The sequence below is a fragment of the Kribbella sp. NPDC003557 genome, from assembly GCF_040610805.1.
In the GTDB taxonomy this organism is placed as follows: domain Bacteria; phylum Actinomycetota; class Actinomycetes; order Propionibacteriales; family Kribbellaceae; genus Kribbella.
In genome coordinates, this window is sequence record NZ_JBEXMY010000001.1 from 1,004,266 (window position 1) to 1,020,216 (window position 15,951).

The 15,951-nt window shown below is 68.9% G+C and carries 13 protein-coding genes; 1 reads left to right on the top strand and 12 read right to left on the bottom strand.

Going from position 1 to position 15,951, the window contains the following annotated elements:
* Positions 1–5: 5 nt before the first annotated feature.
* The 10 genes from ABZW60_RS04830 to ABZW60_RS04875 all read right to left on the bottom strand — a co-directional run bounded on the left by ABZW60_RS04830 (position 6) and on the right by ABZW60_RS04875 (position 12,628).
* Complete coding sequence (locus tag ABZW60_RS04830) at positions 6–881, bottom strand: carbohydrate ABC transporter permease (RefSeq protein WP_355474079.1); 876 nt, start codon at positions 879–881, stop codon at positions 6–8.
* Positions 878–1,837: an ABC transporter permease subunit gene (locus ABZW60_RS04835; RefSeq protein WP_355474081.1), complete on the bottom strand. Its 960-nt coding sequence runs from the start codon at positions 1,835–1,837 to the stop codon at positions 878–880. The genes ABZW60_RS04830 and ABZW60_RS04835 overlap by 4 nt, the downstream gene beginning before the upstream one ends.
* Entirely contained in the window at positions 1,837–3,459 is a 1,623-nt protein-coding gene (locus ABZW60_RS04840; protein WP_355474083.1) for a sugar ABC transporter substrate-binding protein, read from the bottom strand. Before ABZW60_RS04840 ends, ABZW60_RS04835 begins: the two co-directional genes overlap by 1 nt.
* Positions 3,460–3,627: 168 nt before the next feature.
* The gene (locus tag ABZW60_RS04845; protein WP_355474085.1) at positions 3,628–4,482 is read right to left on the bottom strand and encodes a hypothetical protein; all 855 of its coding nucleotides are present in this window, start codon (positions 4,480–4,482) and stop codon (positions 3,628–3,630) included.
* A 125-nt stretch (positions 4,483–4,607) separates the two neighbouring features.
* Positions 4,608–7,148 carry an adenylate/guanylate cyclase domain-containing protein gene (locus ABZW60_RS04850; protein ID WP_355474087.1) on the bottom strand — a complete coding sequence of 847 codons (2,541 nt, stop codon included), beginning with the start codon at positions 7,146–7,148 and terminating at the stop codon, positions 4,608–4,610.
* 38 nt (positions 7,149–7,186) lie between these two features.
* The gene (locus tag ABZW60_RS04855; protein ID WP_355474089.1) at positions 7,187–8,185 is read right to left on the bottom strand and encodes a LacI family DNA-binding transcriptional regulator; all 999 of its coding nucleotides are present in this window, start codon (positions 8,183–8,185) and stop codon (positions 7,187–7,189) included.
* 13 nt (positions 8,186–8,198) lie between these two features.
* Positions 8,199–9,017 (bottom strand): carbohydrate ABC transporter permease, encoded by an 819-nt coding sequence (locus ABZW60_RS04860; RefSeq protein ID WP_355474091.1) that lies wholly within the window; start codon positions 9,015–9,017, stop codon positions 8,199–8,201.
* Positions 9,014–9,910 (bottom strand): sugar ABC transporter permease, encoded by an 897-nt coding sequence (locus ABZW60_RS04865; RefSeq protein ID WP_355474092.1) that lies wholly within the window; start codon positions 9,908–9,910, stop codon positions 9,014–9,016. Before ABZW60_RS04865 ends, ABZW60_RS04860 begins: the two co-directional genes overlap by 4 nt.
* Positions 9,907–11,166, bottom strand: a complete 1,260-nt coding sequence (locus tag ABZW60_RS04870) for an extracellular solute-binding protein (protein ID WP_355474094.1) — start codon at positions 11,164–11,166, stop codon at positions 9,907–9,909. Before ABZW60_RS04870 ends, ABZW60_RS04865 begins: the two co-directional genes overlap by 4 nt.
* Positions 11,153–12,628 carry a sulfatase-like hydrolase/transferase gene (locus ABZW60_RS04875; RefSeq protein ID WP_355474096.1) on the bottom strand — a complete coding sequence of 492 codons (1,476 nt, stop codon included), beginning with the start codon at positions 12,626–12,628 and terminating at the stop codon, positions 11,153–11,155. The genes ABZW60_RS04870 and ABZW60_RS04875 overlap by 14 nt, the downstream gene beginning before the upstream one ends.
* A gap of 114 nt (positions 12,629–12,742) precedes the next feature.
* On the opposite strand from ABZW60_RS04875, the gene ABZW60_RS04880 reads away from it, so the two are divergent.
* Complete coding sequence (locus tag ABZW60_RS04880) at positions 12,743–12,952, top strand: hypothetical protein (RefSeq protein WP_355474097.1); 210 nt, start codon at positions 12,743–12,745, stop codon at positions 12,950–12,952.
* Here ABZW60_RS04880 and ABZW60_RS04885 read toward each other — a convergent pair whose 3' ends face one another.
* A complete protein-coding gene (locus tag ABZW60_RS04885) occupies positions 12,953–13,591 on the bottom strand; it encodes an aspartate/glutamate racemase family protein (protein WP_355474099.1) in 639 nt (212 codons plus the stop codon).
* A gap of 131 nt (positions 13,592–13,722) precedes the next feature.
* A complete protein-coding gene (locus ABZW60_RS04890; protein ID WP_355474101.1) occupies positions 13,723–15,918 on the bottom strand; it encodes a carbohydrate-binding protein in 2,196 nt (731 codons plus the stop codon).
* Positions 15,919–15,951 lie beyond the last annotated feature (33 nt).

Genomic DNA, 15,951 nt, shown 5'->3' on the forward strand with positions numbered 1-15,951 from the left:
GCAGATCAGCCCTTGACCGCACCGGTGATGACGCCCTTGGTGAAGTGCCGCTGGAGGAACGGGTACACCATCGCGATCGGGACCAGCGCGACCACCACCACGGCCATCTGCAGCGACTGGGGCTGCGGCGGCGGATGCACGCCGAGCTGGTCGGCCGACAGCGACTTGCCCTGCAGGACGTAGGTCCGCAGGATCACCTGGACCGGCCATTTCGAGGTGTCGTTCAGGTACAGCAAGGCGTTGAAGAACGCGTTCCAGAACCCGACCGCGTAGAACAGCCCGACGACCGCGATCACCGCCTTCGACAGCGGCATCACGATCCGGCGCAGGATGGTGAAGTCGCTCGCGCCGTCGATCCGCGCGCTCTCCAGCAGCTCGCCCGGCACGTTCATGAAGAAGGTGCGCAGGACAACGAAGTTGAAGGCGCCCAGCGCCCCCGGCAGGATCAGCGACCACAGGCTGTCGAGCAGGCCGAGCTGCTTGACCACCAGGAACATCGGGATGATCCCCGGCGCGAACAGCAACGTGAACAGCACCATCAGCAGCACCGGCCGCCCGAACAGCACCGGCCGCGAGGTGGCGTACGCGAGCGCGATCGTGACGGCGAGCGCGATCGCCGTACCGACCAGGGTCACGAACACGCTGACCAGGATCGCCCGTCCCATCAGGCCGCCGGAGAACAGCGTCTGGTACGCCTTGAACGTCGGATGCGACGGCCACAGCACGTACCCGCCCGCGTCGATGATGTCCTTGTCGCTGGCCAGCGACGTCGAGATCACGACCAGGATCGGGATCACGATGACGAGCGCGAAGCCGCCCAGCACGACGGCCTTGATCGCCTGGTACGCCGGAGAAGGGTTCTCCTTCCACACCGGTCTCATGAAGCGCCTCGTTTCTGGAAGATGCCGGGCTCACCCAAGCGGTGGGCCAGCGTGTTCGCGCCCCACAGCAGCAGGGCTCCGACGACACCCTTGGCCAAGCCGGCCGCGGCGCCGCTGCTCCAGTCACCGCCGACCACGCCGGCGTAGTACGTGAACGTGTCCAGTACTTCGGCGGCGCCCGGACCGACCGAGTCGCGTTGCAGGATGAACTGCTCGAACCCGACGCTGAGGATGTCGCCGATCCGCAGGATCAGCAGCAGCACGATGACGGTCCGCAGCGACGGCAGCGTGATGTGCCACAGCCGCCGCCAGCGTCCGGCGCCGTCCGCCGCGGCGGCCTCGTACAGCGACACGTCCACCGTGGTCAGCGCCGCGAGGAAGATGATCATCGCCCAGCCGGCGTCCTTCCAGATCAGCTGCGCGACGACCAGCAGCGGGAAGGTGTCCGGGTTCGTCATGAACGGGATCGGGTCCAGGCCGGCCTGCCGGAGCAGGTTGTTGACGAACCCGGCCCCGCCGAGCGACTGCTGGAACAGCGTCACGACCAGCACCCAGGACAGGAAGTGCGGCAGGTACGCGATGGTCTGGAACCAGCGCCGAAAACGGTTGCTGACCAGCGAGTCGACGATCAGCGCCAGCCCGATCGGCACCGGGAAGAACAGCAGCAGCTGGACGCCGGCCAGCAGCAGCGTGTTCCGCAGCGCGTCCCAGAAGTCCGGGTTGTCGTACAGGTTGAGGAAGTTCTGCAGGCCGTTCCACTCGCTGTGCATGATGCCGAGGTAGGGCTGGAAATCCTGGAAAGCGACCACGTTTCCGAGCACCGGCAGGTAGAAGAACACCAGCAGGAACAGCACGCCGGGGATCATCAGCAGCACCATCTGCCAGTCCCGGGCCCACTTCGCCTTCAGCGGCAGGCCGTTCTTGGCCTGCCGCTTCGGGGTACTCGACTTCAGCATCACGAGCCGGTGACCGGAACGCTCGCCGGCAGTACGGCCGCGAACTCGTCGCGCATCTTGTCACCGCCGCCGGACTTCCAGCGCTTCAGCGCCTCGTCGTACGCGTCGATCTTCTGCCGGCCGGTGACGATGTCCACGATCGTGTCCCGGAACGCCGCGGTCAGCTTCGGACCGACCTTGCTGCTGGTGTCGGAGTACGTGCCCGCGGTCGGGTTGCGCATCGCGAACTTCAGCAGCTGCTGCTCGGTCGCGTAGATCTTCTTGGTGTCCTCGGGGAACGCCGGGTTGAAGATCACGCTCTCCGGCGAGTTCATGATCTGCAGCGCGCTGACCAGACCGGGCGCCTGCTGCTGGCCGGCCTTCGTCAGCACCGGGTTGCCCTGCCCGTCGAGCTGGTACTGCTGCCCCTCGACGCCGAAGTTCTTGACCAGGTACTCCTTGGTGCCGAACGGCGCGGACAGGTAGTCCATCAGCGCGAGCAGCTCGCGGATCCGGCCCTCGTCGGTCTTCTTGAACGGCGTGAACCCGACCGTGCCGTAGCCCATGTCGTAGACCGGCTTGGCCTTGCCGTCGTGGCCGAACGGGATCATCGTGTCGACGAACAGCGTCGGGTCCAGGTTGCGGAAGTCGGCGGTCGCCCGCGGGCCGACCGTGACCTGCGCGGCGATCTGGCCGTTCACGGTCTTCGGCGTGGCGTCGGCCAGGTTCAGGTCCGGGTAGAACACCTTGGCGGCCCAGAGCTTGGCGGCGTACTCGACGGCGGCCTTGTAGTTGTCGGTCTCGTACAGGTGGGTCAGCGACCGGTCCTGGTTGACCCGCCAGCCGTTCGGGGCGCCGAACCACTCGCCGAACATGTGCAGCATGTTGATGATCGCCGGCTCGAGCGCGTAGTTCGTGCCGTTGGTCAGCTCCTTGCACTTGGCGAAGAACTCGTCGGCGGTCGAGCACTGCAGGCCGCCGACCTTCGCCCAGGTCTTCGGGTTGCCCATCATCACCTGGCCGAACGGCGTCGACGGGATCGGGGCGCCCCAGATCTTCCCGTTCACCACCGCGGTCCGCCAGGAGGCCGGCTTCAGCGCGGCCAGGTTCGGGTACTCCAGCACGGCGTCCCCGGACAGGTACTTGGTCAGGTCCTGGAACTTCGCCTCGAGCATCGGGCCGATGTTCGGGATGCCCTGGTTCGGCGGCAGCCACATCAGGTCCGGCAGCGAGTCGCTGGCCAGCAGCGTGGCGAACTTCTCCGGGTAGCCCGGGTCGGTGCCGATGGTCAGCCGGAGCTCACCACCGAGCGCGGAGTTCAGCGCCTGCCACATCGGGTTGCTGCCCATCGGCGGCGGCGGCGTCGCGAACGTCTCGGTCAGCGCGGTGACCGGGCCTTTCAGCGGCGGCGCCTTGACGCTGGCGACCGCGTCCGCCGGGAACTTCAGGAACCCGGGCTCGAGACCGGACTCGGCACCCGGCAGCTCCGGGTGCAGCCCCTCGAACGGCTTGTACGTCGGCAGCTTGAGCTCGCCCGACGCCTTCGCACCACCGTTCGACGCTCCGCCGTCACCACAGGCCGCGAGCGAGGAGGTGGCAATCGCCGCACCGGTCACCTGCAGGAACCGCCGCCGACTGATCATAGTTGCTCCAAGTTTCGAAGAAGTGCTCACTAACACTCACTTAAACGTTAACCCGGACCGTAAACCTCACCCACCCCTCGATGCAAGACGTGGACAGCAAAAGAGCCGGCGGCCGCGGGGACTCGAGAACCCGCGGCCGCCGGCCGTCGCAGAAACCTCAGTGCTGTGTCAGCAGCGGACGATCAGCCCCGTCACGGCGCTGCAGCTGCGCGTCGCCTTGTCGTTGGCCGCCACCGGGTCGGTCGGCGAGCTCGCCGTACGCTGCGCCGTCGCGGTCAGCGTGCCGGCCGTGAGCATCCCGGTGTTCGCCGTCAGCGTCCGGGTCACGGTCTCGCCGCTGGCCAGCGTGGCGAAGTCGCAGTTCACCGACCGGGTGGTGCCGACCCGCGTGCAGGTGCTCGCGTAGTACGCCGTCGCGGCCGGAGCCGTCGCGACCACCCGGACACCGGTCGCCGGGTTCGGCCCGTTGTTCTTGACCGTGATCGTGTACGTGATCCGCGCCGTCCGCACCATCTGCACCGAGGCACTCAGCGCGACGGAGACGTCGGCGAACTGCGGCGCCTCCTTGATCTCGAGCGGCGGCCCGTCGAAGGTCTCGAACGCGTAGTTCTCACCGATGAACTGGTGCTGCAGCGTGATCGTCCCGAGCGGGGCGTCGTCCTTGACCCGCAACGTGAAGACCACGGTCCTGGACTCGCCCGGCGGCACGTCGGCGACGCCGCCGCGGACGCTGCTGCCGAGCGTGTCACACGCGAACGCACCAGGACACGACACCAGCTCGACCATCGCCGGCAGCGATGTCTCCTTCGCGTACAGCCCGGCCTTGCCGCCGGTGATCGTGAAGTCCCGGTCGTTGTAGACGGTCTGCGTGACCGTGAAGGTCGCGCCCCGGGCCACCGACGTCGCGCCGACCTCGATCGCGCTGGTCGGCGGTACAGCATCGGCGGTCGCCGGAACCGCCACCAAGGTTGCGCCGGCGACCGCCGTCACCAGCGCAGCACGAAGTAACTTCCAGGCATGCATAGCAAGCCCCCCATCCCCATGTGAAAAACCCCAGAAAACTGCCCCCAAACCGCCCACGGCGGTGAGAGAAGTATGGAGTTACCACTATCCGTGGTCAACCATTCGAAAGCCGTAGCACCGGGCCCTCAGAGCGACACGCGGGCGAGCAGTTCCTCGACGCGCTGGGTGCGGCCGGACTGCCGGTGGCGGTCCCAGTCCTCGCGCGGCAGCGTGTCGCCGACGAGGTCCAGGGCCTCCGCGAGCTCCTCCTCCCGGTAAGGGTTGGGGATCTCGAGCCGCTCGCTCATCGCCTCCTCCGCGCCGAACAGCTCGGCGGCGCGGACCGGGTCGCCGCGCCGGATCAGGAGGTTCATCACGGTGTTCGAGAACGCCATCGTGAGAGTCGGGCTGCCGAGCGCCACCACGGTAGGAACCAGATCACGGGCCAGCTCGCCGGCCTCGTCGAGACGGCCGGCGAGTGTCAGCAGGTAGGCCAGGTTCTGCCCCACGACGGCGAGCTCGTGCACGTCCCCGTGCGACTCGGTGATCCTCAGCGACTCACGGAGCAGCTCCTCGGCGTGCTCGAAGTTGCCGAGGTCCTCCTCGATCCCGCCCAGGTGGTTGAGCACCCGGGCCAACCGCCACTGGTCGTCCAAGGGGCGGAGCCGCTCCACGGCCTCGGTCAGCGTCGCCCGCGCCGCGCGTGTGTCCCCTCGCTGGCCTTGCATCGAGCCGAGCACGGTCATTCCGTACGCGATGCCGGCCGGATCGCCGAGGCTCCGGGCCATCTCGACGCTGCGGGCCGCCACCTCTTCGGCGTGCTCCGCCTCCCCCTGGATGAGCAAGACGTTGCTGAGTCCGCGCAGACAGGCAGCCAGCTCCGGCGAGGGCGTCGTACCGGCGGCGGCGACGACCTGCTCGTGCCACGCGCGGCTCTCGGCCAGGTAGCCGCCGACGATCCAGACCCAGGCCAGGGCCGAACAGAGCCGGAGAGCGGTCCGTACGTCGTGGCCGGTCGCCCAGGTGAGCGCGGCACGGAAGTTGTCGAGGTCGATCTCGGCACGATCGCGCGGCAGGTCGGACGTGGTCTTCTTGGTGTCCTCGATGATCTCGGCAAGGTCGGCGTAGTAGCCGGCGTGGATACCGCGGACGCCGGCATCCTCGTCCGCGGCTCGCAGCTCGTCGGCGGCGTACCGGCGGATCGTCTCCAGCATCCGTACGCGGGTCCCCTCCGGTCCGTCGTACACCGTGATCAGGTTGGCGTCGTGCAGCTCGGCGACCGCATCGAGCAGGTCGATGCCGGTAGCAACTTTCTCGACCGCGGCCAGGTCGGCGCCGCCGGAGAACACCGCGAGCCGGCGGAACGTACGGCGATGCTCGGGGCCGAGCAGCTCGTACGACCAGGCGATGGTGTCGCGCAGCGTCCGCTGGCGCTCCGGGGTCGTCGTACTGGTGGACGCGATGTCGAGCGACTGGTCGATCCGGGCGAGCAGCTCCTTGACGTTGAGCAGCCGGATCCGCGGTGCGCACAGCTCGATCGCCAGCGGGAGCCCGTCGAGCCGGCGGCAGATCGCGACCACATCCGCGGTGTTCTCGGCGGTCAGCGTGAAGGCCGGCCGGACGGCCTGGGCTCGTTGCACGAAGAGCTGGACGGCGGCCGAGTCCGCGTCGTCCGCGACCGGCAGCGGCAGCACCGGATGCTGGTACTCGCCGGTGAGTCCCAGCGCTCGTCTCGAGGTGGCGATCAGCTGGACGTGCGGCGCGCCCTCGATAATCTCGGCGACGACCTTCCCGGCGTCGGGCAACTGCTCGAGGTTGTCGAGGACGAGCAGCAGCGTCCGCTGCGCCAGGTAGGCGACGACCCGGCCGCGCTCCCGCGGCGGGATGTCGAGAACCTCGGCGATCGTCGTCCACAGCACCGGCGCGGACGTGACCGCCGCGAGCGGGACGAAATACACCCCGCCCGGGAACCTGGTGGTCAGCTCCGCGGCCGCACCGATCGCCAGGCGGGTCTTGCCCGCTCCGCCCGGTCCGGTCAGCGTGACCAGCCGTACGTCGGGCCGGCCGAGCAGCTCGGCGATGCGGCCGAGATCCGGCTCGCGCCCGAGCAGCGGCGTGGCCGGCGACGGCAGGCTCGTCGACGTACCGAGCGTGCGGGGCGGCGGGAACTCGGGCTGCAGGCCGTCGACGGTGACCTGGAAGAGGTGCTCAGGCTCCGGGATGTCCTTCAGGTGATGCGTGCCGAGATCGCGCAGCGTGACGCCGTCGGGCAGTTGGGTGAGCTGACCGGTGACCGCCGACACCACGATCTGCCCGCCGTGCGCGGCCGCCCCGATCCGCGCGGCGAGATGGACGTCCATCCCCCAGAAGTCGCCGTCGTACACGCCCGGCGCACCGGTGTGGATGCCCATCCGCACGCGGAGCCGCTCGTTGTCCGGCCACTGGTGCTCGTCGAGCTGTCGCTGCCCGTCGACCGCGGCCCGGATCGCGTCCCCGGCGGTGCCGAACACAACGAAGAAGCTGTCGCCCTCGGTCCCCATCTCGGTTCCGCCGTACGCCGTCCACACGGCGCGCAGGATCCGCCGATGGTCCTCCAGCGCATCGAGGTACCGGTCCCCCAACCGGCGCAGCAGCAGCGTCGATCCTTCGATGTCCGAGAACAGCATGGCCACCATTCCCCCACCCATGCCGCCAGTCTCGGGTGCGCGCGGGAGATGCGCCAGTGTCAACCGATGCCGGTGGTGCTCTCCCGGACGACGAGACTGAACGGAGCCTGGCGGCGGACGGGTTCGGCGTCGGGGCGCTGGTCCTTGAGCGCCTGCAGGGCCAGCCGCGCGATGGCGACCCGGTCGGGCGCGACCGTGGTCAGGGTCGGCAGCGTCGCGAGGTCGTACGGGATGTCGTCGAAGCCGACCACGGCCACGTCCTGCGGCACCCGCAGTCCGCGCAGGACGAGCGCGCGGATCGCGCCCATCGCCAGCCAGTCGGTGGCCGCGAAGACCGCGTCCGGCGGTGCGTGTCCGGAGTCGAGCCACTCGCCGAGGGTGCGCTCGGCGTCCTGGCCGCGCAGGCCCCCGGTCGGGAGCACGACGTCCTCGTCGACCGGCAGCCCGGCGGCGGTCAGCGCGTCGCGGTAGCCGTTGATCCGCTCGTCGTCCATCCGCGGCCCCGGCGCGAGCGCCATCACCTGCCGGCGGCCGAGCTCGAGCAGATGCTCGGTCGCGACCTTGCCGGCCTCGCGGTTGTCGATGCCGACGTGGTCCGCGTGGTGCTCGACGCCGGCCTTCTCGCCGAGCAGGACGAGCGGCAGCGCCGGGTCCCGGCCCTGCACGTCCTCCGGGGTGAGACCGAGCGGACTCATCACGATCCCGTCGAGCCGGGCCGGGTGCCGCTCGGTCAGCAGCGCGAGCTCGGCCTCGCGTCGGCCGCCGGTCTGGTGGAACTGGACGATCCAGCCGAACGACTCCGCCTCGTCGAGCATCCGGGCCGCGAGCGAGGCGAAGTACGGCCGGTCGAGCTGCGGTACGGCGAGCGCGATCACGCCGCTGCGGCCCTGGGCCAGGTTGCGGGCCGCGATGTTCGGCCGGTACCCGAGCTTGTCGATCGCGGCGAGCACCCGTTGCCGGGTCTCCTCGCGGACGTGCTCGGCGCCGTTGACGACGTTCGACACCGTCTTCATCGACACACCGGCCGCCTCGGCGACGTCGGTCAGGCGCGGCCTCATAGCTGGCAGGATCTCATTTGAGGCCGGTGTGGGCCATTCCGGCCAGGATCCGCCGCTGGAACACCACGAACACCACGACCACCGGCACCAGCGTGACCACGCTCATCGCGAACAACGCTCCCCACTCCGAGCTGCCGGTGGCGTCCAGGAACCCGCGCAACGCGACCGGCACGGTCAGCCGGGTCCTGGTCGACAGGTAGATCAGCTGGCTGAAGAAGTTGTTCCAGGTCCAGATGAACGAGAAGATCGCCGTCGTCACCAGCGCCGGCGACAGCAGCGGCAGGATGATCCGCCGGTAGATGCCCCAGGCGCCGCAGCCGTCGATCCGGGCCGCGTCGTCGAGCTCGACCGGGATCGAGCGGATGAACTGCACCATCAGGAACACGAAGAACGCGTCGGTGGCCAGGAAACTCGGCACGATCATCGGCCAGAACGTGTCGATCCAGTTCAGGTTCCGGAAAATCGAGTACTGCGCGATCAGCGTCACGTGACCGGGCAGCATGATCGTTGCCAGCATCAACCCGAACAACGTTTTCCGGCCCACGAAGGTGAGCCGCGCGAACGCGTACGCGGTCAGCGAGCAGGTCAGCACGTTGCCGATCACGACCGCCGCGCAGATGATCAGCGAGTTCATCAGGTAGATGCCGAAACTGGTCCCGGTCGAGGACCAGCCGAGCGCGTAGTTCCCGAGCGTCGGGTGCTCGGGGATCAGCCCGGGACGCTCGAAGATCTCGGTGTTCGGCCGCAGCGAGGCGCTGATCATCCACAGCAGCGGGTAGAGCATCACCAGTGCCCCGGCCGCCAGCCCCGCGTGCGCCAGTACGCGTTTCATCGCCGTACCCCTTCGTCTCCGTAGAACACCCAGGTGCGGCCGAGGACGAAGTTCAGCCCGGTGAAGACCGCGATGATCAGCAGCAGCACCCAGGCCATCGCGGCGGCGTAGCCCATCCGGAAGTTCCCGAACGCCTGCTGGTACAGGTAGAGCGTGTAGAATAGCGTCGAGTCCGACGGGCCGCCCTTGCCGCCGCTGATCACGAACGCCGGCGTGAACGCCTGGAACGCGCCGATGATCTGCAGCACCAGGTTGAAGAACACCACCGGCGAGAGCAGCGGCAGCGTCACCCGCCAGAATCGTTGCCAGCGGCCCGCACCGTCCACCTCGGCGGCCTCGAGCACCTCGTCCGGGATCTGCCGCAGACCGGCCAGGAAGATCACCATCGGGGCGCCGAACTGCCAGACCCGCAGCACGATCAGGGTCCACAACGCGGTGCCGGGCTCGGAGATCCAGCCGCGGCCGTGGATGCCGAAGACGCCGAGGATGTCGTTCAGCAGGCCGTCGCTGCCGAAGATCTGCTGCCACAGCAGCGCGATCGCGACACTTCCGCCGAGCAGGCTGGGGACGTAGTACAGCGCCCGGTAGACGGCCAGGCCCTTGAGTCCGCGATTCAGGAGTACGGCGACCGCCAGCGCGAACGCCATCTCGAGCGGCACCGAGACGCCGACGTAGATGAAGGTGACCTTGAGCGACTGCAGGTACCGCGAGTCCTGGAACAGGGCCGTGTAGTTGTGCAGCCCCGTCCACTCGGGGGTGTTGAGCAGCGCATAGTCGGTGAACGAGTAGTACAGCGACAGCACCATCGGGCCGATCGTCAGCCCGAGCAACCCGATCAGCCAGGGCAGCAGGAACAGGTACGCCGGAACGCTCTGCCGGAGCCGGGCGATCACTGCCCGAGCGTCTTTCCGGCCAGGTCCACGAACTCCTGGGCACCGGCGGCGGGCGTGGTCTTTCCGAAACCGATGTTCTCCGCGATCCGGCCGAACCCGGTCAGCAGCTCGCCGTACCCCTTGGGCCACGGCTTCGGGGACGGACCGACCTTGCCCGTCAGGCTCTCGACGTACTTGATCGCCCGGGCACCGGCCGACCCGGCGTCCGCGGACACGAGATCACGCGCTTTCTTCGACGGCGGGACCCCCAGCAGGATGCCGATCGCCTTGATCGCCTGCTCGTCGTTGAGCAGGAACCCGATCAGTTTCGCGGCGTCCTCGGGGTGCTTGCTCGCGGCCGAGACGCACCACAGGTCGAGCCCCTTGACGAACTGGCCGGACAGGTCGCCGGCCTTGCCCTGCGGAACCGGCAGCACGCTCAGCGGGCCCTTCACCAGCGGCTGGTAGAACGTGACCTGCTGGACCCAGCCGAACTGGAGCGGCGCCTTGCCCTTGGCCACCAGCGACTTCTCGATCGCGGTCGTCTCCGCGCTGACGTTCTGCGGCGGGGCGGCCTTCGCGGTCCGCAGCCCGGACCAGTACTGGAACCATTCCTCGACGGTGTCCTTGCTGGCGGCAAGCTTTCCGCCGTCGTCGGAGAACAGGTCCGTGCCGTGCTGGCGCGCGTACACCTCGAACAGCTGGAAGTTTCCGGCCTGGTCGGTGGAGCCGTACGAGCCCTGGACCGATCCGCTGTAGTCCCGGGCGAACTCGGCGAACGCGTCCCACGTCCAGCCCTGCGCCGGAACCGTGCCGCCGGCGCGCTTGATCGCGGCCTCGTCGACGTACATCGCGTAGCTGATCGAGCTCTGCCCGATCCCGTAGTCCTTGCCGTCCTTCTCGCCGCTGCTCGCGACGTCCTTGTCCAGGCTCGAGGTATCGATGTTTGCCGATCCGAGGTCCTTCAGCGCTCCCCGGCCCGCGTAGTCGCTGAAGTAGCTCATCGACATCCGCAGGACGTCGGGTGCGTTGTTGCCGGAGGTCTGCGTGGCCAGCTTGTCCCAGTAGTCGTCGAACGGGGCGCTCTCCGCGGCGTACTCCGCGCCGCCGCTCGACTTCCAGGCGTCGAGCGCCTTGTTCAGTGCCTTGGTGACCGGGTCGGGGCCGTACCAGGAAACTCGCATCGGACCGGATTTCCCGGAGCAGCCGGGGAGCGTGATCGCGGCGGCGGTGGCGGCGCCGAGGCCGAACAGGGTGCGGCGGCTAAACGTGTTCATGGTGGTTCTCCTTGGGAGCCCAGCGCCAGTTGTGGGGCAGGCGGAGGGAGGTGTAGTTGCCGTTCGGGAGGTCGTCGGTCAGCCGTGCCTGCCAGCGGGCGAGCTGGTGCAGGAGGCGTGCCCGGACGGCCAGGTGGGCGTCGTCGTCGAAGAGGTTGGCGAGCTCGGCCGGGTCGGTGTCCAGGTCGTAGAGCTCGCCTCGGAGATCCGCGTGCACGACGAGCTTCCAGTTGCCGCTGCGCAGCATCCGGGCGGCGCCGGACTGCGTGACGGTGTTGAGTTCGTCGAACGTCGGGCCGTCGTACCCGAAGTGCAGCGGTGGCCGGGCCGTCACGTCGTACGCGCGGCCGCCGAAGCCCTGCTCGGCGACGATGCTCTGGAACTCTTCGGGCGGCGCCTCCTCGCCGTGGGCGAGTGGAAGCAGGCTGCGGCCCTGGACGCCGTCGGGGATGGGACGGCCGACGGCTTCGCAGACGGTGGGGAGGACGTCGACGATCGACACCGGTTCGTCGCGCCGCTGTCCCTCGATGCCGTCGCCGGTGACGATCAGCGGGATCCGCATCAGGAACTCCGACAGGCCGGCGCCCTTGCGCTGCAGTCCGTACTCGCCGACGTAGTCGCCGTGGTCGGCGAGCACGATCGTCAGCCGCGGCCGGTTCCGCCGGGCCAGCCCGTCGTGCAGACGGCGGATCTGGTCGTCGAGCAGGCGGAGCATGCCGAGGTAGTTGGCGGTGTAGCGGCGCCAGTTGTCGTCGTACCCGGGGCGTTTGTCTTCCTGGAGCCTGCGCAGCCAGGCGTAGCTGCCGCCCTTGATCTCGGTTGCCTCCGGCCCCGTTGTACGGTCCGGGACGTCCTCGGGTCTCACCAGGTCGAAGTACGGCTGCGGGACCTGGTACGGGTTGTGGGGCTCGGGGTAGGAGACCCAGAACAGGCCCGGCCGGTCCGGGTCCGCGTCGTGCACGGCTCGCAGCGCGTCGGTGGTGATCCGGTACGGCAGCTGCGTCTCCACCGGGTGCGGTGTCGGCTCGTCGGCGACCCCGTGGTCGAGGCGCTCGAGCCAGTCGTCGAAAGCGTGTTCCGCCGCGTTCCGCTCCGGTCCTTGGGTGTGGAAGTACGGTCCGGCGAAGGTGTCGAAGTCCTGCGCGCCGCGATGCATGTGCGGCTTGCCCGCGAAGTGCAGCTGGTAGTCGGCGGCCCGGAGGACGTCGAGCAGGTCCTGCTGGTAGCTGGCGTGCTGCGCGTTGCTGTTCTGCCGGACCTGGTGGACGCTCGGGAACCGCCCGGTCAGCAGGCTGGTCCGCGCCGGAACGCAGGCCGGCGCGGCCGTGTACGCGTTCCGGAAATCCGTTCCGCGTTCGGCCAGGCCGTCGACGAACGGCATGGTGTCCACCGGGTACCCGCTGCGCCGCGTCAGCCCCACGCGTTGCTGATCGGTCATCACGATGACGATGTCGGGACGCATCGACCTGCTCTCTGCTCGACGGATTTACAGCGCTGTACTACAGCGCTGTAAACAGTGCCGCAGGCGGCCGCGTGCCGTCAAGAGGTGAACTTGCGGCGCGATAGCCTCGCGGTCGTGATCTACGAGCCGATGAGCCGCCGCCTGGTCGTGACCTTCGCAGTGACCGGCGGCGTCCTGTTCGTCGCCGGACTGATCGCGCGACCGGCGAACATCACCGTCGCGGTGGTGCTGTTCCTGGTGGCCGTCGCCGTCCTCGGCCTCGCCGGCTACGGCGTGCTGGACCGCTTCGTCGACGCTCGCAAGCGGTCCCGGCGCGCTTCCTGACTACAGGAGGTTCTCCGCCAGCCGGCGGACGCCGCGTTCGGGGCTGGTGAGGATCGGGACGGGGAGGGCGAGACCCTCGGCCGCCGACGCCATCGACGCCTGCGCGAGCACCACCACGTCGCCGGTCGCCGCCGTGATCGCGTCCGCCACCAGCGTGTCGTGGCGAGCGCGGTCACCCGCGACGGCAGCCTCGAAGGCGCCCGGTACGACGACCTCGTCGATCTGGACGTCACGGCCGTGGAGCTCGGCGCGCTCCCGCAGGAGCGCCGCGGTCGGCTGCACCGTGGTGGGCAGGGTCGCGATGACGCTGATGCGATCGCCGGCGCGCACCGCCTCGTCCGCCATCGCCTCGTCGACGCGATACACCGGCACGCCGAGACGATCGGCGAGCGGTCCGGCGTACTGCGAGATCGACGAGCAGGTGAACAGCACTGCGTCAGCCCCGGCAGCCACTGCGGCGTCGCCCAGGTCGGCCAGGCGCTGCGCGACCTGCTCGGTCGGCACGCCCCGCCCCAGGTCGGCCACGATCTTGTCGTCGAGCAGGTTCTGCACCTCGACGCCGGGCAGATGCTCCGCGGCGAGGGCGGCGAACGTGGGGATGACGACGGCCCCGGTGTGCAGGAAAGCGATGCGCGCCACTGCTACTCCTTACGTTTCAATGCAGGATCCTGCTCTGGCAGCGGCAGTTTGATCACCGGCTGGCGATCCAGATTGACACGTTTCATTCCACCCGGCAACCGCGCTGGGTGTCGGGTTCCGCCGGACCGCGGTTACGCGGTCAGGCGGAGGTAGTCGAGGTTGAAGCCACCGGTCTCGCAGTACACCGTGATCGTCTGGTCTCCGGCGGGAAGCGTGACCTGGGTGCTGATCGACTGGTAGTTGCCCCATCCACCGGTGTCGGGGACGGTGACCTTGGCGAGGACGGTGCCGTCGGCGTCGCGGATCGAGATCGCGTCCGGGGCGGGCGCGCCGGTGCCGTTCGCGACCCGGAGTTCGAGGTTGTAGACGCCCTGGGCCACGTCGACGCGGTACTGGAGCCAGTTCCCCGCCGCGGTCCAGCCGACGTTCTTCCCTCCACTCGCCGCGGGGTTGCTCTCGACGAAGTTCGCGCCGCCGTCGGTCCAGCCGTGCTGAGCGACGTACGACTCCGCTTCGACCTTCGCGCCGACCGGTGCGCCGTGCGGCCGTACGGTGACGTGCACCGTGACCTCGTCGTGCGCGGCGCCGTCGGTGACGCGGAACTTGAGGTCCTGCTCCCCTACGACGGTCGGTTGCAGGCTGACCGTCCCGGTGTTCGCGTCGAGGCTGACGCCGGCCGGTAGGTCCGTCGCGTAGTACGCGAGCCGGTCCTTGTCACCGTCGGTCGCCTGCAACTGGAACTGCGTGGTCCGGTACTGATCAGCGACGACATTCGGTACGTCGCCGAACTGCGGCGCGTGGTTGTGGCGCGCCGGCGGCACGTCGCCGTGCCAGCGGTACGTCGCGTACGCGTTGGCCGGCACCGTCACGGTGAACGACTTGCCCGCCAGCGTGACGCGTACCGCGCTCGGCGTGGCGTTGGCGTTCCCAACGATCGCGACGAAGTTGTCGCCACGGTCCTTGTAGACCACGTTGCTGATCCCGTTCGCGGCGCCGCTCGACTCGACGCGGGTGTGCTCCGGTCCGAGGTACTTCGCGAACTGGCCCATCGCGTAGAGCTCGGAGCGCACCGAAAACGTTTTCGTCGTCGTGTCGACCTTCACCAGCCGGTTCGGCCATTTGGTCGTCCGGCCGACTTCCTCCCAGTCGACGTTGTTGTCACGCGCCGGCGTCCAGTGCAGGGTGCCGCCGTCCTGGTCGGTGGTCTGCGCCCAGAGGACGTACGACGCCGCGTCGAGCCGGAAATAGTTCAGGATCGTGGCCGGGTCGAGGTCGCTCGTTTCCGTCATGTGCACGGGTTTTCCGAACTCCTCGTACGCGTCCCGCATCACCGCCGGGTCGCCCCAGTACGGGTGGAACGCGATCGCGTCCGCCGCTTTCCGGGTCGCCGGATCGTTGAAGATCCGGTAGTAGTTCTTCGTTTCCGTGCTGTTCGGGTCGCGCCAGTCCCAGAAGTTGAAGTCGTGCACGTACAGCTCGGTCCGCAGCCCGGCCCGCCGTACCTCGCGCTTGATCGCGACGGCGAGTTTCTGCTGCTGTTCGACGCTGATGTCCATCGCCGGGTACACCACGTCGATCCCGGGCTCGTTGAGCAGCGTCAGCGCGTCGACCGTGATGCCGTGCTTCGCATACGCCTGCAGGTACTTGACGTAGTACCGCGCGAACACGTCGATGCGGTCGTCGCGGAGCTTGCCGACCTGGTGGTACGACGTCGTGCTGCCCGGCTTCAGCGCGACCTCGCCGGTGAACCGGTTGTTGGTCTTCATCCAGGCCGGTGCGCTCCACGCGGAGGCGAAGAACGTCGCGCGCGGGTTGTACTTCTGGATCAGCTTCACCGTGTCGACGATGTGCGCGTCGACGTCGCGCTTGATCGAGAAGTACTTCAGCGCCGGGTCCTCGGTGACCCCGGCCGGCAACTCGTCGTACGACCAGAACGGCAGGTGCTCGATCAGGTCCGGGCTGCCGATCGTCAACCGGAACCGGTCGAACCCGGCGCCGGTCCGCGGATCCACCAGCAGCCGGATCGCTCGCTCGCGCTCCGCCGGTGTCAGCTTCCACAGGTTCGACACGCTGGTCTCGTCGAGCGAGAAGCCGACACCCGTGTACTGCTGGCGGCTGACGCTCGGGTCGATGACCACCGTCGCGTCCGCGGCACCGGTGTCGTTCCCGACGTACGTCGGGGGCAGCGACTGCCAGGCGTGCTCCGGTCCGCTCGAGTACGTGCCGCTGACCACCGCCCCGCGCTGCGCCGCGGCCGGTCCACCGCCGGCCGCGAGCCCCGCCGCCACAATCCCCACCGTCACCGCGAGCCCAAGTGTGCGCCTCACAAACCCTCCACCGTCGACCGGAAAGCCCTTTCA

Excerpts from the sequence above, each read along its gene's own strand:
- ABZW60_RS04830 (WP_355474079.1), bottom strand. The coding sequence starts at position 881 with ATGAGACCGGTGTGGAAGGAGAACCCTTCTCCGGCGTACCAGGCGATC.
- ABZW60_RS04835 (WP_355474081.1), bottom strand. The coding sequence starts at position 1,837 with ATGCTGAAGTCGAGTACCCCGAAGCGGCAGGCCAAGAACGGCCTGCCG.
- ABZW60_RS04840 (WP_355474083.1), bottom strand. The coding sequence starts at position 3,459 with ATGATCAGTCGGCGGCGGTTCCTGCAGGTGACCGGTGCGGCGATTGCC.
- ABZW60_RS04845 (WP_355474085.1), bottom strand. The coding sequence starts at position 4,482 with ATGCATGCCTGGAAGTTACTTCGTGCTGCGCTGGTGACGGCGGTCGCC.
- ABZW60_RS04850 (WP_355474087.1), bottom strand. The coding sequence starts at position 7,148 with ATGGGTGGGGGAATGGTGGCCATGCTGTTCTCGGACATCGAAGGATCG.
- ABZW60_RS04855 (WP_355474089.1), bottom strand. The coding sequence starts at position 8,185 with ATGAGGCCGCGCCTGACCGACGTCGCCGAGGCGGCCGGTGTGTCGATG.
- ABZW60_RS04860 (WP_355474091.1), bottom strand. The coding sequence starts at position 9,017 with ATGAAACGCGTACTGGCGCACGCGGGGCTGGCGGCCGGGGCACTGGTG.
- ABZW60_RS04870 (WP_355474094.1), bottom strand. The coding sequence starts at position 11,166 with ATGAACACGTTTAGCCGCCGCACCCTGTTCGGCCTCGGCGCCGCCACC.
- ABZW60_RS04875 (WP_355474096.1), bottom strand. The coding sequence starts at position 12,628 with ATGCGTCCCGACATCGTCATCGTGATGACCGATCAGCAACGCGTGGGG.